The sequence below is a fragment of the Paenibacillus taichungensis genome, from assembly GCF_050994985.1.
GTDB classification, from domain to species: Bacteria; Bacillota; Bacilli; order Paenibacillales; family Paenibacillaceae; genus Paenibacillus; species Paenibacillus taichungensis.
The window spans coordinates 2,495,865-2,519,291 of the sequence record NZ_CP194720.1 but is presented as its reverse complement, the minus strand read 5'-3'; the positions used below and the strand labels follow the sequence as shown (position 1 = coordinate 2,519,291).

General features: G+C 45.5%; 17 protein-coding genes. 13 read left to right on the top strand and 4 right to left on the bottom strand.

Annotation, left to right across the window (positions count from 1 at the left end; all coding sequences use genetic code 11):
• Positions 1–171: 171 nt before the first annotated feature.
• The 9 genes from ACR1R9_RS11355 (at position 172) to ACR1R9_RS11315 (ending at position 11,068) form a co-directional block, all read left to right on the top strand.
• On the top strand, positions 172–2,397 hold the full coding sequence (locus ACR1R9_RS11355) for a glycoside hydrolase family 52 protein (RefSeq protein WP_433921006.1): 2,226 nt from the start codon (positions 172–174) through the stop codon (positions 2,395–2,397).
• The gene (locus ACR1R9_RS11350; protein WP_433921007.1) at positions 2,394–4,544 is read left to right on the top strand and encodes an alpha-glucuronidase family glycosyl hydrolase; all 2,151 of its coding nucleotides are present in this window, start codon (positions 2,394–2,396) and stop codon (positions 4,542–4,544) included. The genes ACR1R9_RS11355 and ACR1R9_RS11350 overlap by 4 nt, the downstream gene beginning before the upstream one ends.
• Before the next feature lie 143 nt (positions 4,545–4,687).
• Complete coding sequence (locus ACR1R9_RS11345; protein ID WP_433921008.1) at positions 4,688–5,755, top strand: NAD(P)-dependent alcohol dehydrogenase; 1,068 nt, start codon at positions 4,688–4,690, stop codon at positions 5,753–5,755.
• A gap of 185 nt (positions 5,756–5,940) precedes the next feature.
• On the top strand, positions 5,941–6,189 hold the full coding sequence (locus tag ACR1R9_RS11340; protein ID WP_079696156.1) for an HPr family phosphocarrier protein: 249 nt from the start codon (positions 5,941–5,943) through the stop codon (positions 6,187–6,189).
• Positions 6,190–6,333: 144 nt separating this feature from the next.
• Positions 6,334–6,582 carry a type B 50S ribosomal protein L31 gene (locus ACR1R9_RS11335; protein WP_062319704.1) on the top strand — a complete coding sequence of 83 codons (249 nt, stop codon included), beginning with the start codon at positions 6,334–6,336 and terminating at the stop codon, positions 6,580–6,582.
• Positions 6,583–6,796: 214 nt separating this feature from the next.
• Positions 6,797–7,102: a Dabb family protein gene (locus ACR1R9_RS11330; protein WP_076288689.1), complete on the top strand. Its 306-nt coding sequence runs from the start codon at positions 6,797–6,799 to the stop codon at positions 7,100–7,102.
• A gap of 156 nt (positions 7,103–7,258) precedes the next feature.
• Positions 7,259–8,020 (top strand): SDR family NAD(P)-dependent oxidoreductase, encoded by a 762-nt coding sequence (locus ACR1R9_RS11325; protein ID WP_433921009.1) that lies wholly within the window; start codon positions 7,259–7,261, stop codon positions 8,018–8,020.
• Between the two features lie 225 nt (positions 8,021–8,245).
• A complete protein-coding gene (poxB, locus tag ACR1R9_RS11320) occupies positions 8,246–9,973 on the top strand; it encodes a ubiquinone-dependent pyruvate dehydrogenase (RefSeq protein ID WP_076288691.1) in 1,728 nt (575 codons plus the stop codon).
• 339 nt (positions 9,974–10,312) lie between these two features.
• A complete protein-coding gene (locus ACR1R9_RS11315) occupies positions 10,313–11,068 on the top strand; it encodes an SDR family NAD(P)-dependent oxidoreductase (protein ID WP_063563872.1) in 756 nt (251 codons plus the stop codon).
• Between the two features lie 98 nt (positions 11,069–11,166).
• Here the strand turns inward: ACR1R9_RS11315 and ACR1R9_RS11310 are convergent, their stop codons facing one another.
• The 4 genes from ACR1R9_RS11310 to ACR1R9_RS11295 form a co-directional block, all read right to left on the bottom strand.
• Positions 11,167–12,348 carry an MFS transporter gene (locus tag ACR1R9_RS11310; protein WP_433921010.1) on the bottom strand — a complete coding sequence of 394 codons (1,182 nt, stop codon included), beginning with the start codon at positions 12,346–12,348 and terminating at the stop codon, positions 11,167–11,169.
• A 246-nt stretch (positions 12,349–12,594) separates the two neighbouring features.
• Positions 12,595–12,879, bottom strand: a complete 285-nt coding sequence (locus ACR1R9_RS11305) for an ArsR/SmtB family transcription factor (RefSeq protein WP_076288694.1) — start codon at positions 12,877–12,879, stop codon at positions 12,595–12,597.
• A gap of 170 nt (positions 12,880–13,049) precedes the next feature.
• On the bottom strand, positions 13,050–13,394 hold the full coding sequence (locus ACR1R9_RS11300; RefSeq protein WP_433921011.1) for a hypothetical protein: 345 nt from the start codon (positions 13,392–13,394) through the stop codon (positions 13,050–13,052).
• A gap of 39 nt (positions 13,395–13,433) precedes the next feature.
• On the bottom strand, positions 13,434–14,624 hold the full coding sequence (locus ACR1R9_RS11295) for a cytochrome P450 family protein (protein ID WP_433921012.1): 1,191 nt from the start codon (positions 14,622–14,624) through the stop codon (positions 13,434–13,436).
• A gap of 570 nt (positions 14,625–15,194) precedes the next feature.
• Between ACR1R9_RS11295 and ACR1R9_RS11290 the strand changes: the two genes are divergently transcribed.
• The 4 genes from ACR1R9_RS11290 to ACR1R9_RS11275 are packed head-to-tail and all read left to right on the top strand — an operon-like array spanning position 15,195 to position 23,427.
• Positions 15,195–16,295 (top strand): ATP-binding protein, encoded by a 1,101-nt coding sequence (locus ACR1R9_RS11290; protein ID WP_433921013.1) that lies wholly within the window; start codon positions 15,195–15,197, stop codon positions 16,293–16,295.
• Positions 16,283–18,685 carry a DUF5682 family protein gene (locus ACR1R9_RS11285; RefSeq protein ID WP_433921014.1) on the top strand — a complete coding sequence of 801 codons (2,403 nt, stop codon included), beginning with the start codon at positions 16,283–16,285 and terminating at the stop codon, positions 18,683–18,685. The genes ACR1R9_RS11290 and ACR1R9_RS11285 overlap by 13 nt, the downstream gene beginning before the upstream one ends.
• Positions 18,670–19,860 carry a VWA domain-containing protein gene (locus ACR1R9_RS11280; RefSeq protein WP_433921015.1) on the top strand — a complete coding sequence of 397 codons (1,191 nt, stop codon included), beginning with the start codon at positions 18,670–18,672 and terminating at the stop codon, positions 19,858–19,860. Before ACR1R9_RS11285 ends, ACR1R9_RS11280 begins: the two co-directional genes overlap by 16 nt.
• A gap of 51 nt (positions 19,861–19,911) precedes the next feature.
• Complete coding sequence (locus ACR1R9_RS11275) at positions 19,912–23,427, top strand: DUF4132 domain-containing protein (protein WP_433948958.1); 3,516 nt, start codon at positions 19,912–19,914, stop codon at positions 23,425–23,427.

Below are 23,427 nucleotides of genomic sequence, written 5' to 3'. Positions count from 1 at the left end.
CCCTTGATAAAAAATATGGAAACAGATGTAACCGCTTTATTTATATTATAGTCTATTAGCTTGATTTGGGTAAATATCCGATTGATTTGACCATGGTCTACGGTGGAATGCCCATGGTAGGATGGGGCTAATGAAAACGTATGCAAACCATTTTGAGAGGGGTCATCGTTCATGAGCACATCCAAATACATCTTTTATAATGCCCATCACTCACCGATCGGGGCTTTTGCCAGCTTTACGCTTGGATACAAAGGAGCCAAAGGCGGACTAGGCCTGGAGCTTGGCAAGCCAGCAGATCAGAACGTATATATCGGTTTACAATCTCGCGATAGTGAGCACTACGAAGCTTTACCATTTTTCGAAGCCGTTGAAGATGCAAGCGTTCGATATGATGTAGAGAAAGTGGACAACTCGGATTCAGATCAGGTGTCTTCGGCCTCGACAGAAAATGGATTGAGCACACCAGCGGCATCACAGGGAACACGCCCGCTAATTTCAGCATTCCGCGATGAAGAGATTACGCGCGAGTTTACTTCTGGAACAGATACGTGGACGGCAGGTGATCTGACTTTCCGTATCTACTCACCTGTGCGTCCTGTACCCGAACCGCTGAGTGGTGATCGTGAAGCATTAATGGATGCACTTGTGCCTGCGGTGCTGGTGGAAATGACAATTGATAACACGCAAGGACAGCAGCCGCGTAAAGCATATTTTGGCTACCAAGGTAATGATCCTTACTCAGCCATGCGCATCGTCGGAGGGCCTGAGGGTGGGTCATTAACCGGAGTTGGACAAGGTCGCCTAACCGCCATTTTATCTGCGGATGAGGGTCTATGGCCTGCTCGAGGATTTACATTGGAGAAGATATTGCAGGAGAAACATCGTGAGAATCTCGCGTTCGGACTGGGCGAAACAGCTGCTCTGCTGATGGACGTTCCCGCAGGAGAGAAGCGTACATACCAATTTGCCGTCTGTTTTTATCGCGGCGGGATCGTTACTACGGGTATGGACACGACCTATTGGTATACACGTTATTTTGCAGATATTCTGGATGCCGGAAAATACGCGCTTGGCCGTTTCAACGAGCTAACTGCTTCCTGTAAGGAAGTTGAGCAACGTCTCGGTGTAGCTGCTTTGAGTGAAGATCAGTCATTTATGCTTGCCCATTCTATTCACAGCTATTATGCAAGTACACAACTGCTGGATGCGGATGGAGAGCCGTTCTGGATCGTAAATGAAGGCGAATACCGGATGATGAACACACTTGATCTGACCGCAGATCAGTTGTATTTTGAACTTGCACTAAACCCTTGGACCGTGCGTAACGAGTTGGAGTGGTTTGTGAAACGTTACAGTTATACGGATCAAGTGCGGTTCCCGGGCGAAGAGAAGGAATATCCGGGCGGCATTACGTTCACGCATGATATCGGTGTAGCCAATGTATTCTCACGTCCGGGGCACTCGGCATATGAACTGGTAGGTATCGATGACTGCTTCTCGCAAATGAGCCACGAGGAACTGGTCAACTGGCTCTGCTGTGCAACTGTATATATTGAACAGACGCAGGACCGGGAATTTGTTAAAGAGATGCTGCCCGTCATTCGGGATTGCTTTGAAAGCATGTTAAACCGGGATCATCCGGATGAAAACCAACGCAACGGCCTGATGGGGCTGGATAGCAGTCGTACCAAAGGCGGAGCCGAGATTACCACTTACGACAGCTTGGATGTGTCACTTGGACAATCCCGCAACAACATCTATCTGGCTGGAAAATGCTGGGCCGTCTATGTAGCCCTGGAGAAGCTGTTCGCTGCAGAGAAGCTGGCTGATTTGTCTCATCACGCAGGACGTCAGGCGGATCGCTGTGCAGCCAGTATCGCAGCCCAGTTAACCGATGGTGGTTACATTCCAGCAGTTATCGCCGAAAATAATGATTCCCGTATCATTCCGGCCATTGAAGGCTTGGTGTTCCCATACTTTACCGGCTGTGAAGGCGCGCTGGATGTAAATGGCCGTTTCGGTCCTTACCTGCAAGCGCTCCGAACCCACTTTAAAACGGTTCTTGTCCCTGGTACATGCCTGTTTGAAGATGGAGGCTGGAAACTGTCTTCTACGAGCAATAACTCATGGCTCAGCAAAATATATCTATCCCAGTTCATCGCACGAGAACTGCTGGGCGTGGAATGGGATGAAACAGGGAAGGCATCTGACGCTGCTCATGTAAACTGGCTGCTGCATCCAGAGGAATCTTACTGGTGCTGGAGTGACCAGATCCTGGCAGGTGTGGCGGTCGGAAGCAAGTATTACCCGCGAGGAGTAACATCAATTCTATGGCTGCTCGAAGGCAAAGGCAATCGTCTGGAGCAGATCTATGCCAGCAAGGAGGCTGTACAATGAGCAACACAACCCTTCAATCGAATTTTTACGGCCCTCAATACGATGCGTGGCTTGGATATCTTCAAAGTCAAACCGCAGTAAAAGGAACCGTCAAAAAATCAGCCCCTGTCTGGAGTCATATCGTGACTGTAGCGGAAGATCAGGAAATTATATCAACAGCATCAGCCGAGCTGACTCAGGGACTGGATAAGCTGTTTGGCATCAAACCGAAAGTTAATCAGGAAACTGTCAGTCAAGTGAGCAAGTCGGATTCAGCCCACCAGGAGGCACAAGGGATCTGGCTTGGCACATGGACGGGTTCAGAAGCCGTGTCTCAGGCCTTTAGCGACACGGAACGCTCTACTGTGCAGGGAGAAGGTTATATTATCCGCGAAGATAAAGAGCAGGGTAGGCTATTTATTGGTTCTGAAACCCCTCAAGGTGTTCTATATGGTACTTTTCATCTATTAAGGGAGCTTGTTCTGGAGCAAGAAAACTCAAACGAAGTGCACCCTGCTGGGGGAAGATTAAGCTATATCTCTGAGCAGCCTGCTAATGCATTACGCATGATCAATCAGTGGGATAATGTGGACGGCAGTATCGAGCGTGGTTATGCTGGAAAATCCATTTTCTATGACAATGGAGAATTCACTCGTGATCTTGGACGTATTCGAGATTATGCCAGATTGCTTGCTTCTACAGGCATTAACGCTATTTCAATCAATAACGTAAACGTGCATCAGCGTGAGAGCTTGTTCCTGACGGAACGTTTCCTGGGTGATGTTGCGAAGGTTGCTGCCCAATTCAGAGCGTACGGCATCCGATTGTTCCTTAGCGCCAACTATGCTAGTCCAATAGAGATTGGTGGATTGCTTACGGCAGATCCGCTGGATGAACAGGTCCGTGAATGGTGGAACATTCAGACAGCCAAGGTGTATGCGGCAATCCCGGATTTTGGCGGCTATCTGATCAAAGCTGATTCGGAAAATCGGCCTGGACCCTTCACATATAACCGTGATCATGCCGATGGAGCGAACATGCTGGCCGAGGCACTGCGCCCGTTTGGTGGACTAGTAATATGGCGCTGCTTCGTCTATAACTGCAAACAAGACTGGCGTGACCGCTCAACGGATCGCGCACGGGCAGCATATGACCACTTCAAACCACTGGATGGCCGATTTGCGGATAACGTCATTTTGCAGATCAAGAATGGGCCGATGGACTTTCAGGTTCGCGAGGCCGTATCTCCGCTGTTCGGTGCAATGGAGAACACAAATCAGGTATTGGAATTCCAGATTACGCAGGAGTATACGGGCCAGCAGAGGCATCTCTGTTATCTGATTCCACAGTGGAAAGAAGTATTGGATTTTGATACGTTTGCCAAGGGACCGGGTTCTGAAATCAAACGCATTGCTGACGGTTCTCTGTACAATAGACCCTACAGCGGCTTTGCTGCAGTATCCAATATCGGTGCAGATGCTTGCTGGACAGGACATCCGCTCGCTCAGGCGAATCTATATGGATATGGAAGACTTGCCTGGAATCCGGAACTGTCATCGGAAGAGATCGCGGAGGAGTGGGTCAGACTTACATTCGGACATGACGAAGAGGTCGTTCGTCTAATCTCTGGCATGCTTTTGAATTCATTGGATATCTATGAAAGTTATACAGCACCACTAGGTGTAGGCTGGATGGTTAATCCGGAGCACCATTATGGGCCTAATGTGGATGGCTATGAATATTCCAAGTGGGGTACGTATCATTTTGCCGATTGTGATGGCATTGGTGTGGACCGGACTGTGAGAAGTGGAACCGGATATACATCGCAATACCACCGCGAAAATGCCGAAAGATATGAATCCGTAGACTCCTGTCCGGATGAGCTGTTGTTATTTTTCCACCATGTCCCGTATACGCATGTTCTGCATTCTGGCAAAACGGTCATTCAGCACATTTATGATACACATTTTGATGGAACAGAGCAGGCGGAAGCCTTAGCACAGACCTGGAGACAGTTGGAAAGCAAGATTGATTCGACTGTATTTGATAAGGTGTCTGCGTTACAGGCAGGGCAAGCGGAGCACGCCAAGGAATGGCGTGACATGATCAATACGTACTTCTATCGCAAAAGTGGTATTGCAGATGAACAAGGAAGAACGATATATTAATCTGGATACGAGAGTGATATAAGTTGAACTAAACATTTACAGGGTAACAGAGAGGCCAGAGCAAATCTGACGAAGCCGAGCGTTCACCTTTATCACCTTTGGAGGAAAGAACAACGTTGGCATACACGAGAAGGAGGGAACATATGGGACATCATCAATTACCAGAGACCATGAAGGCTGCTGTCATGACAGAGCCGGGGCACATCATCATTGAAGAACAGGCTGTACCACAGCCGGCTGAAGACGAGGTGCTCATTCAGGTGATGGCCGTTGGCGTTTGCGGATCGGATGTGCATTATTTTGAACATGGTAGAATTGGCCGATTTGTAGTTGAGAAACCGATTATACTTGGACATGAATGTGCAGGTATCGTAGCGGCTGTAGGTTCAAGAGTATCACGGCTGAAAGAAGGAGATCGGGTAGCCATTGAGCCCGGGGTAACCTGCGGACGATGCACGGCATGCAAAGAAGGTCGTTATAATCTATGTCCCGATGTGCAATTTCTAGCGACGCCTCCGGTAGATGGGGCATTTGTACAGTACATGACCATTCGGGAGGATATGGTTTTCCCGATCCCGGATCATCTGTCTTTTGAAGAGGCAGCCATGAACGAACCTTTCTCGGTTGGCATTCATGCTGCACGACGTAGTAAACTGGCTCCTGGCACCACACTTGCCATTATGGGCATGGGACCTGTTGGATTGATGGCTGTTGCAGCGGCTAAATCGTTTGGCGTAGAACACATCATCGTCACAGATTTGGAGGAAGTAAGGTTGGAGGCTGCTCGTCGTATGGGCGCCACCCATACCATTAATGTACGGAACGAGGATGCACAGGCGGTGATCCGTGAGTTAACGAACGGCGTCGGTGTAGATACAGCTTGGGAAACTGCGGGGAATCCGAAGGCACTTCAGTCTGCACTATATTCGCTCCGTCGAGGAGGCAAGCTTGCTATTGTAGGACTGCCCGCACAGGACGAAATTGCACTGAATGTTCCTTTTATCGCGGACAACGAGGTGGATATATACGGAATCTTCCGTTACGCCAATACGTATCCGACGGGAATTGAATTTCTGAGTTCAGGCCAGCATGATGTAATGTCCCTGATTACTGACCGTTATTCGCTTGAGGAGACACAGCAGGCCATGGAACGGGCATTGCACAACAAAAGTGGCAGTCTCAAAGTAATGGTGTATCCGAACGGAAAATGAATCTATTTCAAAGGAGCCCTGATATTTAGGGTTTCTTTTTTTGTATTTTTCGCCATAAAAGGATTAAACAAGCTTCCATAACGTGGTATAATGCTTGAAGATTTTAATATATAAAATTATACACACCACATTGGTTAAATAGCATCTAGCGAAAGGAACTGAAGGTAGTGAGAACACATGAATTTATGATTCACTCTGATTTCCACCGGGATGATCTGATGTCTGTTTCTTCTCAAGCTTCGCGTTTTGCCTCGGATATTTCATTGTCATTTATGGATGCGAATCATGAACATCGTGTAGATGTCAAAAGCCTGCTCGGAATGGCGCTTCTTCCCATTCGACATGGCAGTGTGGTGAGATTGCAGACACGGGGAAGAGATGAACTTGAAGCGTTGGAATATATGCTAAATGTATTGGAGAAGGGCTTAACTTGAACTCTGAAACCTGTGCAAATCACAGTGAATTGTAAAATATTTATCGTTTCTTCAATTCCGACTGGTACTTCGTCCAAAAAAAGAGTATAATAAAATTTAGTTCTATTCTAAGAAGTACCCATATTAAAGGAGTGTAAATAGATTATGCCAAAAGCTGATATCCATCCAAAGACACAAACAGTAATTTTCTTCGATGCAAGTGCTGATTACAAATTCCTGAGTTCTTCGACTAAATTCTCGAACGAAACAATGGAATGGGAAGATGGTAACACTTACCCAGTAATCCGTGTGGACACTAGCTCCGCATCCCACCCATTCTTCACTGGTAAACAAAGAAACGTGGACATCGGTGGTCGTGTTGATAAATTTAACCGTAAATACAACATCAAATAGGTTGTCCAACCATTACAAGAAAACCTCGGGATTAATCCTGAGGTTTTTTTGTTTGCATACCGATTAGTAAACCCATGTAATTCAGAGTAAAAGTAATTCTAATACTCCTACATATTCATTTCCTCTAAAATTAATTCAACCAATTATTGCGCTTACAACACATTCGGATGTACACTAGGAAACAGAATCAGACATATTGGAGGAGGAAATAGAGATGAGCAGCATCAATCATATGGTAACGTTTACACTTTACGCAGGTAAAGATACACCCGAAGCAGAGGCATTTTTGAAAGAGAGTGCGGATGCACTGGCGAATATTCCCGGTGTAGAGCAATTTCAGGTCCTGCGTCAGGTGAGCGAAAAAAATGAATTTGACTATAGCTTTTCAATGGTCTTCGCCAACCAGGCTGCATATGATACATACAATGATCATCCGGTTCACCGCAAATATGTAGAAGAACGGTGGGAAAAAGAAGTTAGTCGCTTCCAGGAAATTGATCTCATTCAGCACGGGAAGTAATGAAATGATGAATCTCATTGAACCAAACAGAAGATAACATGAACTTCGAAAGCGTTTTCCAGTTTGATTAATGAGGGTTAAATCATTATTAAATCCTTTTTTTTCATCACTAAATTTCGTGATTACACATGTGGCTCAAAGGAGGGGACTGTCCTTATGAAATTGGATCTTACAGGTAAAACGGCACTGGTGACAGGCGCAACCGGTCAATTGGGAAGGGTCATCGCTCGTACGTTGGCAGACTGTGGTGCTGATCTCGCGCTGCATTACATAAATAATGATACGAAGGCTAGAGAACTTCAGGCTGAGATTGAAGCCATCGGTCGGAAAACGGTCATTGTTCAGGGCGATATCACGAAGCAGGATACGGTATTTCGGATGCGGGATGAAATTCAGTCTAGCCTTGGCGATGTGGATATCGTGGTTGCCAATGCAGTCATCCAATATGCCTGGACAACGGTGCTGGAACAATCACCCGATGATTATATAAGCCAGTTCGAATCATGTGTGATGCAGAGTGTGTATCTTGCCAAAGCATTCATCCCATATATGAAAGAAGCCAGAGCTGGTCGATTCATTGGTATCAATACGGAATGTGCGATGCAAAATTTTGCTACCCAGTCTGCATATACGGCTGGAAAACGCGGCATGGATGGTTTGTACCGTGTGCTGGCGAAAGAGGTAGGCGAATATCAGATTACGGTCAACCAGGTTGCGCCTGGATGGACGATCAGTGAGCGCGACCGCAACAGTGAGTCGGTGCATGATGAGGGTTATATTCAAACTGTACCGTTGAAACGCAGGGGAGAAGATCAGGAAATTGCCAATGCGGTAGCATTTCTGGCTTCCGACCTGTCCTCGTTTATTACAGGAGCTTATATCCCGGTCAGTGGTGGCAATGTGATGCCTGCCATTTAATATTGATTTATGGATGTGAATGAATTACTAAACATGCAATGAACCGCTTTTTAAACCATAACAACCCAAGATCCGTTTGTCAGTCCATGACAAGCGGATTTTTGTATATACCCATAAATACATATGATTTTGTTTCTAATTTCAAAAGATTGGGGTAAAAGAATAGGTAGTTTAACGCGGTGGAAACATAACTCAAAATAAGCGAATAAAGGAGACCGACCTGTCATGAAAAAAACAATTGCAGACGTTCTGGTCGAAGCACTATTGAACGCAGGCGTCAAACGCATCTATGGTATCGTTGGAGACTCCTTGAATGCGGTACTCGATTCCATCCGTCGTTCGGGTAAAATTGAATGGATTCATGTCCGCCATGAGGAAGTTGCAGCTTTTGCGGCCGGGGCAGATGCCCAAGTGAGCGGAAGTATCGCCGTATGTGCGGGCAGCAGCGGACCGGGAAACATGCACTTGATTAACGGTCTGTATGACTGTCATCGGAACCGTGTACCGGTACTTGCCATCGCTGCTCATATTCCAAGTGATGAGATTGGGAGTGAGTATTTTCAGGCGACTCATCCAGAGTATTTGTTTCAGGAATGCAGTCATTATTGTGAAGTCATCACAACAGCCAAGCAGATGCCGCGTTCCTTTACGATGGCAATGCAGACCGCAGTAGCGCGTTCAGGCGTTTCCGTCATTATACTGCCGGGTGATGTAGCGGCTTTGGAAGCGGCGGACCTACCTGTTCCGGAGCATGTATATCATGCGACACAGCCTGTTGTACACCCTTCCGAACCTGAACTGCGGAAACTGGCGGAATTCTTGAATCAAGGAAAAAAAATTACGTTGCTGTGTGGTGCAGGCTGCGCCGGTGCGCGTGAACCTCTGATGCAGCTCTGTGATCGCTTGAAATCTCCTATGGTTATTGCTTTGCGAGGCAAGGAATACCTGGAATACGATAACCCGTATTCGGTGGGCCTCACAGGATTAATCGGATATTCCTCCGGTTATCATGCCATGATGGACTGTGATGTGCTCCTGATGTTGGGAACTGATTTTCCGTACCGTCAATTCTTCCCGGAAGATGCGGTTGTACTTCAAGTGGATATTCAGTCTTCACACCTTGGTCGCCGTACAAAGCTCGATTATGGATTGTGCGGAGACATAAAGGCCACCATTGAAACATTATTACCTTATCTCACGGAAGAACATAGCGACAAACATTTGCATAAAAGTGTGGAACGTTACGAGAAAGTTCGCAAAGAATTGGATGAGCTTGCCGTAGGTAAACCCGGAAAAACACCAATTCATCCACAGTATCTAACCAAGGTTATCAGCGATGCTGCAGCAGAAAATGCAATCTTCACCTGCGATGTAGGTACACCTACGGTATGGGCGGCTCGCTATATTGAAATGAGCCGTAATCGCCGATTGTTAGGTTCATTCAGTCATGGCACTATGGCGAATGCTCTTCCACAGGCAATTGGAGCGCAGGTGTCTGATCCGGGAAGACAAGTGATTTCTTTGTCCGGTGATGGCGGCATTGCCATGCTGATGGGTGATCTTCTGACGCTTAAACAGCATAATCTCCCGATTAAAGTTGTCGTGTTTAACAACGGTGCACTCAGTTTTGTTGAACTGGAGATGAAAGCTGCCGGATTGCTTGAATCCGGTACCGAGCTCGTAAATCCCAACTTTGCCATGGTAGCTCAAGCGATGGGCCTGGAGGGGATACGGGTTGAAGATCCGGCTGATCTGGAAGGGGCTGTAGAGCGTGCATTGCAGCATGATGGTCCTGTTCTGATTGATGTTGTGGTGAACCGTCAGGAGCTGTCCCTGCCTCCGAAGATTAATATAAAACAGGCCGAAGGCTTCACCTTATGGATGATGAAGGCGGTGCTGAATGGGCGTGGCGATGAGCTGATTGAGCTGGCCAAAACCAATTTGCTAAGATAAGTAAAAGGTTTTCCTTAGCATTATCGCACCATGTTCAACCGTTCGATCTGACAATGTAAATGCATGAAATTAAACTGTACATCTCACCAAAAAGAAGGGGAATGTTACACGTTTTTATTAAGGAGTTCTCCTTCTTGAGATGTGTGGAATGTGATGAATATTATAGTATGTGCTCATATTATATGGTTTGTTTTTAAATTGAAACTCCTTTAAAATAGGTAAAGTCAGACAGGATTCAAAGCTTTTTACCCTACATATGTTGCATTCCAACGCAATACCGCTTCATATCGAATTAATCGATCCGATGACAGATGACGAACACACATGGAGGAGATCAAAATGAGTCACAAAGGAAAAGTAGCAATTATCACTGGAGCAGGAAGTGGATTAGGCCAAGCGACTGCACTGAAGCTGGCAGAAAAGGGCGCGTCTATAGTGGTCGTTGATCTCGTGGCTGAAACGGGTCAGGAAACTGTAAAACAGATTGAGAAGCTGGGCGGTAAAGCCATTTTTGTACAAACAGATGTAAGTAAGGCGAACGAGGTAGAGAATTATGTTAACAAAACGATCGAGGAATTCGGTCGAATCGACATGTTCTTCAATAATGCCGGGATCGCTGGTCCTGGTATTAAACTAATTGAGCATACTATCGAGCAGTTTGACCAAATCATTGATATTAACCTGAGAAGTGTATTTTACGGATTGAAATATGTGATTACCGAAATGCTCAAAACTGGTGGTGGTTCCATCGTCAATACGGCATCCACAGCAGGTATTGTGGGTGTTCAAGCAGTTGCACCTTATGCAGCGACGAAGCATGGCGTAGTTGGACTAACACGTACAGCGGCCATTGAGTATGGCAAAGAAAACATTCGCGTGAATGCCATTGCCCCAGGTACGATTGAAACTCCTATGGTGGTTCAGTTCGGGAAGGATAATCCTGAAGTATTCAAAGCAACCCTTGACAGCATTCCATCCGGTCGTCTCGGTAAGCCTGAAGAGATTGCCAATCTGGTATCCTTCTTACTGGGAGACGAAGCTCCTTATATTAATGGCGCTGTTTATCCCATTGATGGTGCTGTAACTGCACAATAAGGCACCAATCAGACTGGAATAAGAAAGAGAGGCTACTGTAATATCACAGTGCCTCTCTTTTTGCGTGTTATCATTTTTATTCTTGAGCATAAGCTCCATCATGCAACATTGGATGATTCGGTCTGAGCTGTTGTGGTAATTGCCGGACGGTAGGCAAGAATGATGATGATCATTGCAATTAGTACCCCTACAGCTCCAATCCAGGTGATGGATGACAATGATACTGAGCTGACAGCGATTCCCCCAATACCGGCACCAGCAGCCATGGCCAGTTGCATTACGGAACTGTTCAGACTCAACATAATTCCAGACGATTCTGGAGCCATTGTAACCAGATTATATTGCTGTGTTGGGCCGGAAGACCAAGCGGAGAAGGACCATAGGATCAACACAATGAAGATGGCCAAACCTGAATGAGCCGTGATGTTTAGCACCAGCAGACTTATGACATGCAGGGCCATTCCCAGGATGAGTGTTCGCTTTACTCCCATACGATCGGCGCTGTATCCTCCAGATTTGGAACCAATCAGACTTGCGATCCCAAAAGCCAGCAAAGCGGAACTTAACAGCGTTTCGCTCATGCCTGCAACAGATACCAAGTAGGGTGAAATGTAGGTATACGCAATAGAATAGCCTCCTAACCAGAAAAAGCTGACAAGTAGCGCAAATCCAATACGAGGTTGTTTGAGGAGCGCTAATTGTTTTTTCAAAGGAACGGGTGCTTCGCCTTCAGATGGCGGGATCGTAGATGCAATAACAATCATGGCAATCACACCCAAAATCGCTATACCTGCAAAAATAAGTTTCCAATCCCAAGCTGCAGCTACCATTCTTCCCAGTGGAACTCCCACGATTAGAGATGCGGTAAACCCCGTAATGACTGTTGCGATAGAGCTGGCCTGTTTGCCTGCGGGCGCTATTTTGGCAGCGACTGTCAGGGCTGTTACAACGACGACTCCAGCTCCCAGCGCCATAAGGACACGTGCAGCGATAAAGAGTCCATATCCAGGTAACAGGTAGGCCAAGACGTTGCCGACGACAAAAAGTCCCAGAAAGTAGAGCAGCAGCTTTCGTCGATCCATGCGGGATGTTAAGGCGATAATGATGGGCGTACCGAGCGCATAAATGAGTGAAAAAATTGTGATCAGCTGTCCCGCAGCAATCAACGATATATTCATGGTGTCCGAGATCCGATCCAGAATGCCCGCAATGACATATTCGGAGGTCCCTACAAGAAAGCTGACCAAGGCCAGGACATAGATTTTCCATGTGTTAGACATGAGTATATAACCTCTTTCTGATTATAATTATTATATTTTTAGAAATATAGAAATAAAGACGAGAGAACAGGATTAAGATAAAACTAATCTACCAATGAGGCAAAGCGAGTACTTAATCTATCAAATGTACCGCGTGCTATAGCAAAAGGGTATTTAAATGACAACCATTAGGCTCAGCGGACTAAGTAGCATTACCAATATAATGATTTTATGTTTCTAGTATTATGGAAATATAAAACAAAAATTTTACTTCTCTAACAGATAAGGAGCGAATCTCTGTAAAGTATCTGTATTCAGACTGTAGTAAATATACGTACCTTTCTTTTGTGAGGTCAACAAACCACAATCGGAAAGTTGCTTCAGGTGATGAGATAAAGTGGAGAGCGCTACAGTTACAAGCCGATTCTCCAAATCAGCTGGACACAGGTTACTTTCACCTGAAAGGATCTGAATGATTTTATATCGCGTTTGTTCACCTAGCGCTTTATGAATTTTGACAGCCTGTTCAGTATCAATCGGATTGGATTGCATCAAAATCGGTCCTTTCGTCTTTATTTCTTATTTCTATAAATATTGAAATAACTTTATCATGTCTTTAGAAAAAAGTAAACTCCCCGCGAAGATCGTTGTTTCCAGTCGAACACGAATCAACTGAAAGCAAAAACCTTTGCAGGGAGTTGAAAAGTCTATCTACATACTAATTACAGGCGTTCAAGAGACTCAACGTAATCTTTGGCTTCTTTAAGAGACAGGTTTCTGGCTTCACGGGCCTTTTTGATTGCAATTATTTTCTTGCCCTGTTTTGCAAGCTCCTGCAATTCTTTATCAAGTTCAGTGAGATCAGCCTGTGCCGGTGGAGTTAGAGACACATTCGCTGCAGAATCGTTATAACTGAGAGGGGAATGTGTGGTACGTCCTGAACCATTCTCCAGACGTTCAACATCCCTTTTCAATTCATTCAACTGGGTCTGCAAGCTGATGACGCGAACCAATAAGATAAGAATAAGAAACAAAAAAACAACTAGAACAATGGTGTTAATTTCCATGCAATCAGGTGCCTCGCTTTCCTTGCTTCAAATACATAACTATTTAAGCTGTACCGGGATCTCCTTAACACCTCGAACAATCATGCCGGGTCTCCATTCAAGTTCATTAACATCCGTCTGAAGCTGCATATCGGGAAAGCGGCGAAGCAGTGTATTAATCGCAATCTCGCCTTCAAGTCGCGCGAGAGGGGCTCCCAGACAGAGATGAATGCCTTTGCCAAAAGCCAAATGTGGGCTCTTCTCACGAGTGATGTCAAAAACATCCGCATCTTTAAATTTCTCTTCATCCCGATTGGCTGAATCCAGTGCTACAATGACTAGTTCACCTTCAGCGATGTGATGTCCATGAAATTCTATGTCCTCGGATGCCCAGCGAGATGTGCTGAATTCAACCGGACCGTTATAACGCAGCATTTCTTCAACAGCATTATGGATTAACTCAGGCTGCTTGATCAGCAGGTCGCGTTGTTCCGGATGCTCCAAAAGGGCAAGTACACCATTACCGATCAGATTGACAGTTGTTTCGTGCCCGGCGATGATCAGCAGAGCGACAACACCAAGCAGTTCCTTTTCAGTGAGTTGTTCTCCTGATTCTTCTGCTACAACGAGCTGACTGATCAGATCGTCACCCGGCTGCTCACGTACTTTGGCAAACCAATTATTCAGGTAATCAATGAACTCCTGGGCATGCTTCTCAAACACTTCGGAATGTTCCGCACTTGTCGCATCGATAATGGAATTGGACCATAAACGGAATTTGTCCTGATCCTCAAGAGGTACACCCAGGATCTCGCTGATGACAATGATCGGTAATGGAAATGCAAACTCATCAATCATATTCATCTTATCCTGGGAATTGAGATTATCCAGGAGATCGTCAGCAATATCTTGAATATGGCTTCTCATGCCCTCAATCAATCTTGGAGTAAAAGCCTTCTGTACGAGTCCACGTAACCGGCGATGATCAGGTGGATCGGAAAAAAGCATGTTATGCACGAATATATTTTGTTGATCGGGTCCATAACGTTTGACTACGTCCTTACTGAAACGGTTGTCTTTCAACACTTCCACTGCATCCTCATAGCGGCTAATAATCCAACCGAAATCACCATGAGGAAACAGGACTCTGTGAATTGGATCATTTTGTCTCAGCTTTTCGTATACGGGGTAAGGGTTCTGTGTAAATTCTTGAGTGAACAACTCAGACTGTGAAGTTTCATTAGTACTCAAATGGTTAATCTCCTCTCATCAAAAGCTCGTATTGTTACGCATCTTATCTAAGGGATCATATGTTAATTTCGGTGGCTTCATACGAAAAGCCTGCACCATCTATATATTCAATATTGGATGGATTGAAACCTTGTTTTTGACTGACAAATATGGTATGGAAAGCCTATTTAATTTTAGATAGAATAGCACATGGAATAAGGAATAAAATCAATAGAAATGAAGTAAAGACACAGACTACTGGGCTGTGTTTTTTTGTGAGATTGGACTTGAGCTGCTTGAACCATATTACGTGGTGTTTAATGAACTATAGGGACGTATGGCCTATAAATTGAAGTTATCTACAACAACAACGAGGATTCAAATTAGTTTTGAATCCAACCTCCATGATGCAACGATATAAGTAATTCACAATTATGCTACGAACTATGTCCATTGGCTCAGGAAGAATGCCGATAAGAAGGACGTTTCAACCATTTTTGGCGTTTTCTAAGTCCGTTCAAAGGCTGCTGTGATAAGATAAAACTTAATAAGAACATACGATCTGTTTATGCGAGAGGAGAAACCTTGACGATGGAGATGCTTAAGCCACCCGCAGAGACACTATATGAGACAGAATTAAGGGCGTTACGAGAAGAAGATACGGGAAAACGTCCTCCAAACTGGCTGCTGTCCCCGGCCTATGTCAGAGATTTTATTATTGGTAGGAATAAACCTGCAATGTTGAATGGAGAGGAGGTTTCCATTACACGGAAATTTTATGGCAACGATGTTCTCATTGAACGTGCTGTAGTGACACTGGCAGGCAATCGGGGCTTGATGCTTGTTGGAGAACCCGGAACAGCCAAGACCATGCTCAGTGAACTGCTGACCGCCGCCATTTCTGGTACCAGTCTCAACACAATTCAGGGTACGGCAGGTACAACCGAAGACATGATCAAATATTCCTGGAATTATGCCATGCTGCTGGATAAAGGCCCGTCCGAAGCTGCACTTGTACCCTCGCCTTTGTATAACGGAATGAAGAAAGGAATTCTTACCCGTTTTGAGGAGATTACACGTTGCCCCGCTGAAGCACAGGATAGCCTGATCAGTATTCTTAGTGACAAGGTGATGAGTATACCTGAGCTGGATGGTGGTGTGCTGTTTGCCAAACCGGGGTTTAACGTGATCGCTACGGCGAACATTCGTGATAAGGGCGTCAATGAAATGAGTGGTGCGCTGAAGCGCCGTTTCAATTTTGAGACGATCAAACCGATTAGCAGTGTGAAAATGGAAGCCAAAATTATTGAATCCCAGGCGCGAAGCCTATTATTACATAGCGGAATAGACATCGAGATTAATTCGGATGTGGTTGAATTGCTGGCCACGACATTTATGGAGCTTCGCACAGGTATGACGCGGGAAGGTTACAAGTTGGATACGCCCCAAGCGTCCATGAGTACGGCTGAAGCCGTATCTGTATATGTACAGAGTGCAATGACTTCCTATTATTACGAAGACAAGGGAATCGCATTGGATCGGCTGGTGCAAAACATGCTAGGGACGATAGCGAAAGAAAGCGACAAGGATCTGTCCATTCTCAAAACTTACTTCTCCAAGGTCGTGAAGGAGCGTTCGAGAGAAGAAGGGATTTGGAAGGATTACTACGAGGAAAAGAAATGGATCGATTAACAGGAAATGCGGATTTGGATGTTGCACAGTTACAGACGCTATTTGAGTTGCAAGTGTATAACCTGAACAACGGAACGGTTTATTTCCCCATACGCCATCATAGTCCAGCCTGTTCCTATCATTTGTTGCGATTAATTGAAGAATACAAGCCGGATATCATTCTAATCGAAGGACCTGAGAGCGGCAATCCATTACTTCAAGTTCTGTCTGATGAGGCGACCGTACCTCCTGTCAGTCTTTACTACACCTATGAGAGTGAAGAGGAGAGAGCGGCCTGTTATTATCCGTTGCTTCGTTATTCTCCTGAATATGTAGCGCTGAAAGAAGCAGCTCGGCTGAGCATCCCTGCAACTTTTATCGACCTGGATTATCATCATTTCTCCAATCCCAACAAGGCAGAACAGCGGGAGATATCCATTCAAGACGAGACATTGCTTGCAGGGTCTGAGTTTATCCACCGTTTATGTCAGAAAACAAACTGTCGAAGTTTCGATGAGTTGTGGGAGAACGTATTTGAAATTGGTGGTCTGGAGAAGTCAACACAGGCATTTGTACAGGATGTATTCACGTACTGCACCTTATCCCGGATGTGTTATTCAGCAGAGCGCTTGCACAGTACAGGTGATTTGGCAAGAGAAGCTCATATGAGAAGTCGTATTAAGCAGGCTGGGCAGGAGCATGAACGTGTGCTTGTCATTACTGGCGGATTTCATACGTATGGACTGCTGATGCCCGAGAATCATGAGACGGACTCAGAAGAGATGACGATGCAAGAGCTTGTGAAGGCTCAGAATTCGGTGCATCAGCAGATGTATCCCATGGTCTACACGTTTGCCGAAGCGGATCGGCTGAATGGGTATGCAAGCGGCATGCCTTACGTGAATTATTACGAACAGATATGGACTCAGCTGCTTCAGCAAAAGAACTCCGTGTACAATTTGACCGCTTTGGATTTGTTATCACGACTAACCCGCAAGCTGAGGGAAGGGCATGAACATGTATCAACCAGCGACGCTATTGAGGCATACAGCATGGTTCAAGGACTCGCAGGACTGAGAGGAAAAAGGGAAGGTGGAGTCTATGAGCTGATGGATGCAACACTTTCTTCCTTTGTTAAGGGTGAACTTACGTTAGCTTCAGACAAACCAATACAAGAACTGCACAGATTGCTAACCGGGGATGTCATCGGAAAAGTGGCTCCCAACCCATTCAGTATTCCGATCGTTGAGGATTTCAAAGAACGTTGTACAGAATCAAAACTTCAAATTCGTACTACAGGCCAACATAAGAAGATACTTGATTTATATGCCAAACCAGATCATCGTCGGCAAAGTCAATTGTTTCAATGTATGGTCTATCTCGTTCCGGATTTCGCGAAGCGACAATCAGGCCCGGATTGGATTGCACAGCGTGACATGAACCTTGTTCGGGAGACATGGGTATATTCCTATTCCTCCAGAATTGAGGCTCGATTAATCGAGAACTCGCTCTATGGAGGCACAATTCAGGAAGCCGCTACGCGCAAGATGGAAGAGGAAATGCAGGGAATACCGGATCATCACAGCGGTGACCTCGCCAAATCCATGCTGCAGGCTCTGCTCATGGGCCTGCAGGATAGCGCAATGAAGCTGTATGAACAAGTAAAGTCAGCGCTCCGGAAGGATGGGAATTTCTTGTCACTGTGCGGAAGTCTGCATATTTTGAATCGAATTCAGCAGCATCGCAGACTTCTTGGGTTGTCTGAGGAACAGCAGCTTCTCAACCTCGTGTCCGAAGCCTATAACAATGCCGTGGACAAACTGATGCAGCTCTCAAGAACGAATCCGGATGAACATGAAGCGATTGTCCAGGGACTGAAGCTGCTTGCCATGCTGGCAGAATCGTCCGAAGAGCATTTCCGGGATGAACCATTCAGGGCACATCTGGATGAACTTCTGTCAGACAGCCAGCTTCCGGCACAGCTGGAGGGGGTGTGTATTGCCATATCTTCAGGACTTGGCGATAGGCATAGAGAAGAGATCGTGGATCGAGCACGTGCATATATCCGGGGATCGCAGGAACAGACTCGCCAGACTGCACTTTATCTACAGGGTGTGTTCTCTGTAGCACGGGACGCTTTTCTGTATGAAGATCAGCTTTTATCAGAATTGAACTATATGATCGAGAAGCTTGATTATGAAGAGTTTATTCGCATGATCCCTGAACTTCGTTTGGCGTTTACTTACTTCACACCAATGGAGACAGGCCTAATTGCGGATCGGGTTGCGAACTTGCATCAGGTAGAGAACGAAGAGATGTCATGGCCTTCCGTTGACGAGCGATTGCTGATCCAGACGAAAACATGGGATGAAGCCCTTCGGAAGGAGTTTGACGCATGGAAGCTGATCTGAATGAGCTCAATACTACCAAGGAAATGGTGAAAGACAATGCAGATCTGAACCGGGCTGAGACCTTAAACCGTTGGCGCCTTATCCTGGGTGAATCCTCCGAAGAAGGACTGTCCAATGCAGATGACTACTCCCCTGATGATTTTAAATATACCGAAGTCGATGAGATTCTCGGATATCTGTATAATCGCGAATATGGTGAAGAGCAGGGTTACAGAAAAGGGGGAGGAAGAGGCCCCTCGGACCTTACCGTCCCCAAATGGTTGCATAAGGTCAGGGAACTGTTCCCGAAATCAACGGTAGAAATTTTGGAGAAACAGGCGCTTGACCGTTATGGCCTAACGGAATTGTTAACGGACAAAAAGCTGCTGGAATCCCTCGAACCCAATATGAACCTACTCAAGAACATTATGCAATTTAAAGGACGAATGAAAGGCGACGAATTAAAGAGCGCCAAGGAAATCGTACGAGTCGTGGTTGAAGAGCTGCGACGCAAACTCGAATCTCAGACCAAAGCGAGCATTATGGGGAAACGCAGCCGTTATGCATCCAGTTCAGTACGTTCCTTGCGCAATTTGAATTTCAAGCAGACGATTACCAAGAACTTGAAGAACTATGACAAAGACAATCGAAGATTTGTAATTGATCGTCTATATTTTGATGGGAATATCCAGTCTCACAACAAGTGGGACATCATCATTGGTGTGGATGAGAGCGGAAGCATGTTGGATTCAGTGATATACAGTTCGGTGATGGCAAGCATTTTCTATCGCCTGAATGCACTGCGAACAAAATTGTTCATTTTTGACACACAGGTTGTCGATTTGAGTGACAGGCTGGAAGATCCGGTAGATGTGCTTATGAATGTGCAGCTTGGCGGGGGAACGCATATTACCAAGGCACTCCGTTATGGTGAGACGTTAATCGAAAATCCTGGGAAAACAATATACATTCTCGTTAGCGATTTGGAGGAGGGTTACCCGATCCAGCACATGTATAAGGCATGCAAGGATATTCTGGATACGGGCTGCAAATTGCTTGTGCTGACCGCACTCGATTTTAACGGAGATACCGTGTACAACAAACATGCTGCGCAAACGTTATCCAATATGGGTGCACATGTTGCTGCGATTACACCCAATGAGTTGGCAGATTGGATTGGCGAAATTATTACTTAATTGGTTATATATAAGATCATTTATAAACTCATATTCGAGGAGGAATGTGTCATGTTAACTGCAGATCGCGCAGTAGAAGCTCTGGTGGAGAAGTTTGCAGAGGTGTGTTCCAATGAATATTCGTTGAAAACGGATCGGAGTCCGGAAATCATAGATTATGTGATGGGAACGACGGATAAGTTTCCTGATATGATGGGAGGTTCCAGCCATTATGCGTACCAGACGATAGAAGTACTCATGAAAATTGCCAAAAAAGATGACGGAGACATCTTTTTTCGAGCGGGAGCCATTGTAATTCATATGGAATCCAATTATTCCAGAAGAAATTCGTGGAGAACCGATGGTTTTACGCTCTGCCTTGGAAACGACTCGGAAGCTTATGGACTGAGTGGAAAGAGCAAAACCAATGATCGGATGGGCGAATTGCTGTCCCGTTTGGAGAAAATCAATCGCTATGCTGGAGAGAAGGAAATTCTGGATGAATTAAAGAGCAGACTGAAGGGGAATTCCCATGATGTAATCAATGGAATGATACTCCTCCGACTCTATTCAGATCTCAATAATAGCCCTTCCCATCTTGCCCAGGTGCAACAGTTCACTCAATCTCTGCCAGCATTGTTTCAACATGTGATGACCCATGATACAAGTAAGCTGCGGAAAGAATTGCATGCATTGATTGAGCCATTGGTGGTTTGCAATTTTCAAACGAAGCATAACAAATCTGCATATGAATTAAATGATGAATTCCTCCGGGAGAAGCATAATCAGGTTATAGCTGAGAACTATTCGAACACTCCTCTTTCCAAAAAGGAGCAACTGTCTTACAGTGAGTTCGACAAGACGATGATCCTCTTGAGCAATGCTTTGTTGTATTTGGTTAACATCAGTGGCGGCAAACAACGTTTCCTTGAAGACAAAAGTGAGACCGGTCTTATTTTGCTCGAAGCCATAAACCAATTACATGAGATCTATCCACTTGAAGTTCGGCGCTATTTGTTAAGTATGGATACAAGAACGAAAAATGCCAACGAATTGCTGTCAGGGCTGGTGCCCCTGGACGAGCCATATCAGCTCATCGAAATGTTGCGTAATGAACTCGAATCGTACACCATACCATGGCAATTTCTGCAATCAACGATTGTGAATGATCCGCAACAAGCAATTCGTGCATACCACATATTAAAACCCCCATTCCTCAAATTGTGTATTCAAAAAGTGCTGGAGGATCATGGAATCGCAGTGCCAGATGTGGATGAAACGGTTGAACAAGCCGTATTCAGCGCTCTTCGACATCCATTAGATGGAGGCAGACAGGGACTTGCGATTGCACGATATTTGAACGGTGAAAGCTCCTTTGAAGAATACTGGGAAGATCCGAATAGTCGAGGACTGTTTAATAACCTGAATCGTGACAAAAGGCGTGTTCATAACTTGATCAGCATTAGTTTCCTGCCTTTGAATTCGGAGGCGATGCGTCGGTTCGTGATTCTAACCACGTATCCCGAGTGGACACTGGATATCGTTTCTGATATGTATCAATCTTACGCGTTTAGCGGTGAGAAGCTGTTGGAACTTTACGGCCAAGATCCAGAGGTAAAACAAGAGAAATTGCTGTCCAGTCTGATTTCTCTCAACGGTATGACCGATTATAAGTACAAATCGATGCCTCAGGATGAATATCGACGGATCATTCAGCAAAATCTGGACTTTGCTCTGGGACAGTACAAGAAACTACCCACGGACACGCGCATCTTAATTTTGGAAATCACCTTTGAACAACGTCAAGAGCTGTCGACTAAACAGGTAGCTGAAGCAATTCGTGCCGGATTGCAGGATTCATCCAAAAAGGCAAATGGCGTGGCATTATCTGAATTCAATCGGATTCCTGACCAGGACTTATACACGACAATATATCGTTCGGAGAAAAAAACGGGTGTGAAAGAAATGGCTCTGAGCGCCATCCGCAGTTTGGATAATAGCAAGGAGATATACCTTGAGCTTCTGAAGGGTGAGAAGTCTGCCGAATGGAAGAACCTGATTCAAATTCTGCTGGATACCGCGGATCAAAGTCCAGAGTATGCTCATGCGGCACTTGCAGATCAGGCAGATGCCAAAAAGCTGACCAGACTAAGTTGGTTTTCTTTGAACGATCTTCCTTCTCTGATACGTTCAGAGGACAATCAACCATTAGATGATCGAATCAAGCAATATATCTTGGTCCAATCAATAGATCATACATCTGCGCCGAACGAAAGACTGAATGAACTCCGTGAGTATGTAAGCGAGGAATCGCTCGCACGTTTTGCTAGCGAGCTGCTGCAGTTGTGGATTCAGGAGAGTGCTTCTGCGAAGGAGAAGTGGGTAATGTACCTCTCGGCACTCTTTGGCGATACTCAAATTGTGAATATATTGGCTCCCCAAATTAAGGAATGGACAGAAAACAGCCGAGGGGCCATTGCGGCTGATGCTGTAAAAGTACTGGCCTATCTTAAGGAACCTTCTGCTCTTATGGCGATTGACAAGATTAAACGCACTGTGAAGAACCGCCAGGTTAAGGGTGCGGCTGAAGAAGCGTTGCAGCTGGCAGCGGAAAATTTGGGACTCACCTCTGAACAACTGGAAGATCGACTCGTCACCACACTTGGTTTTGATAAGAATGGAACGATGCAGCTGAGCTACGGGGAGCGTTCATTCCTGATTAAAGTGAATGGAGATCTGCAGGTCGTTGTTGTAAATGAAGAAACGGGTAAATCTGTGAAGAGTCTACCTTCTCCTGCACAGAAAGATGATGCTGAACTTGCAGCACAATCTAAGGCGCGTTTCACACAATTGAAGAAGGATCTCAAAACAATGGTTAACATCCAGGCGCAACGTCTGGAAGAATCTTTGTCAAAACAACGGCTGTGGTCTGCTGATGAGTGGACAGCATTGTTTGTACAGAATGTAATCATGCAGAAATTTGCTGTAGGTCTGATATGGGGCACATATGAAGATGGTCAGTTGGTCACCACGTTCCGTTATATGGAGGATGGAACGTTTAATACCGTCGATGAGGATGAATACGAGCTGCCTTCGGGATCTCTAGTGGGATTGATTCATCCACTCGAACTTGACCAATCTACGCTCGAAGGATGGAAAACGCAGCTGGAAGATTATGAGATAAAACAGCCGTTTGAGCAGCTGAATCGTCAAATTCATGTGCCTGAGGATGAAGACAAAAACAAGGTTGAATATGACCGCTTGCCCGAGTCTGATTTCTCTCCCACCGCATTCCCCAAAGCACTGGAGAAATATGGATGGATCAAAGGTCCAGCACAGGATGGCGGCTGGTATCATGAATTTTACAAAGAGTATGGAAATCTTGTCGCAGAACTGCGCTTCAGTGGTACCAGCATTTCATATTATGAAGGATTGGAAGATATCACGCTGGAATCTCTGCACTTCTTTAAACCTGGCAGTCAGAAACACTACTATTATAGCGATCACAAGTCCATTGCTTTGGGTGAAATTGCAGGTCGTGTGTTCAGTGAGACGATCTATGATATTTTAAGAGCGTCAGGTCGTTGA

Bases quoted from the DNA above. Each gene is read 5' to 3' on its own strand.
- ACR1R9_RS11290 (WP_433921013.1), top strand. From the start codon at position 15,195: ATGGAGATGCTTAAGCCACCCGCAGAGACACTATATGAGACAGAATTA.
- ACR1R9_RS11345 (WP_433921008.1), top strand. From the start codon at position 4,688: ATGGGACATCATCAATTACCAGAGACCATGAAGGCTGCTGTCATGACA.
- ACR1R9_RS11350 (WP_433921007.1), top strand. From the start codon at position 2,394: ATGAGCAACACAACCCTTCAATCGAATTTTTACGGCCCTCAATACGAT.
- ACR1R9_RS11280 (WP_433921015.1), top strand. From the start codon at position 18,670: ATGGAAGCTGATCTGAATGAGCTCAATACTACCAAGGAAATGGTGAAA.
- ACR1R9_RS11315 (WP_063563872.1), top strand. From the start codon at position 10,313: ATGAGTCACAAAGGAAAAGTAGCAATTATCACTGGAGCAGGAAGTGGA.
- ACR1R9_RS11330 (WP_076288689.1), top strand. From the start codon at position 6,797: ATGAGCAGCATCAATCATATGGTAACGTTTACACTTTACGCAGGTAAA.
- ACR1R9_RS11335 (WP_062319704.1), top strand. From the start codon at position 6,334: ATGCCAAAAGCTGATATCCATCCAAAGACACAAACAGTAATTTTCTTC.
- ACR1R9_RS11300 (WP_433921011.1), bottom strand. From the start codon at position 13,394: ATGGAAATTAACACCATTGTTCTAGTTGTTTTTTTGTTTCTTATTCTT.
- ACR1R9_RS11275 (WP_433948958.1), top strand. From the start codon at position 19,912: ATGTTAACTGCAGATCGCGCAGTAGAAGCTCTGGTGGAGAAGTTTGCA.
- ACR1R9_RS11325 (WP_433921009.1), top strand. From the start codon at position 7,259: ATGAAATTGGATCTTACAGGTAAAACGGCACTGGTGACAGGCGCAACC.
- ACR1R9_RS11355 (WP_433921006.1), top strand. From the start codon at position 172: ATGAGCACATCCAAATACATCTTTTATAATGCCCATCACTCACCGATC.
- poxB (WP_076288691.1), top strand. From the start codon at position 8,246: ATGAAAAAAACAATTGCAGACGTTCTGGTCGAAGCACTATTGAACGCA.
- ACR1R9_RS11310 (WP_433921010.1), bottom strand. From the start codon at position 12,348: ATGTCTAACACATGGAAAATCTATGTCCTGGCCTTGGTCAGCTTTCTT.
- ACR1R9_RS11285 (WP_433921014.1), top strand. From the start codon at position 16,283: ATGGATCGATTAACAGGAAATGCGGATTTGGATGTTGCACAGTTACAG.
- ACR1R9_RS11340 (WP_079696156.1), top strand. From the start codon at position 5,941: ATGATTCACTCTGATTTCCACCGGGATGATCTGATGTCTGTTTCTTCT.
- ACR1R9_RS11305 (WP_076288694.1), bottom strand. From the start codon at position 12,879: ATGCAATCCAATCCGATTGATACTGAACAGGCTGTCAAAATTCATAAA.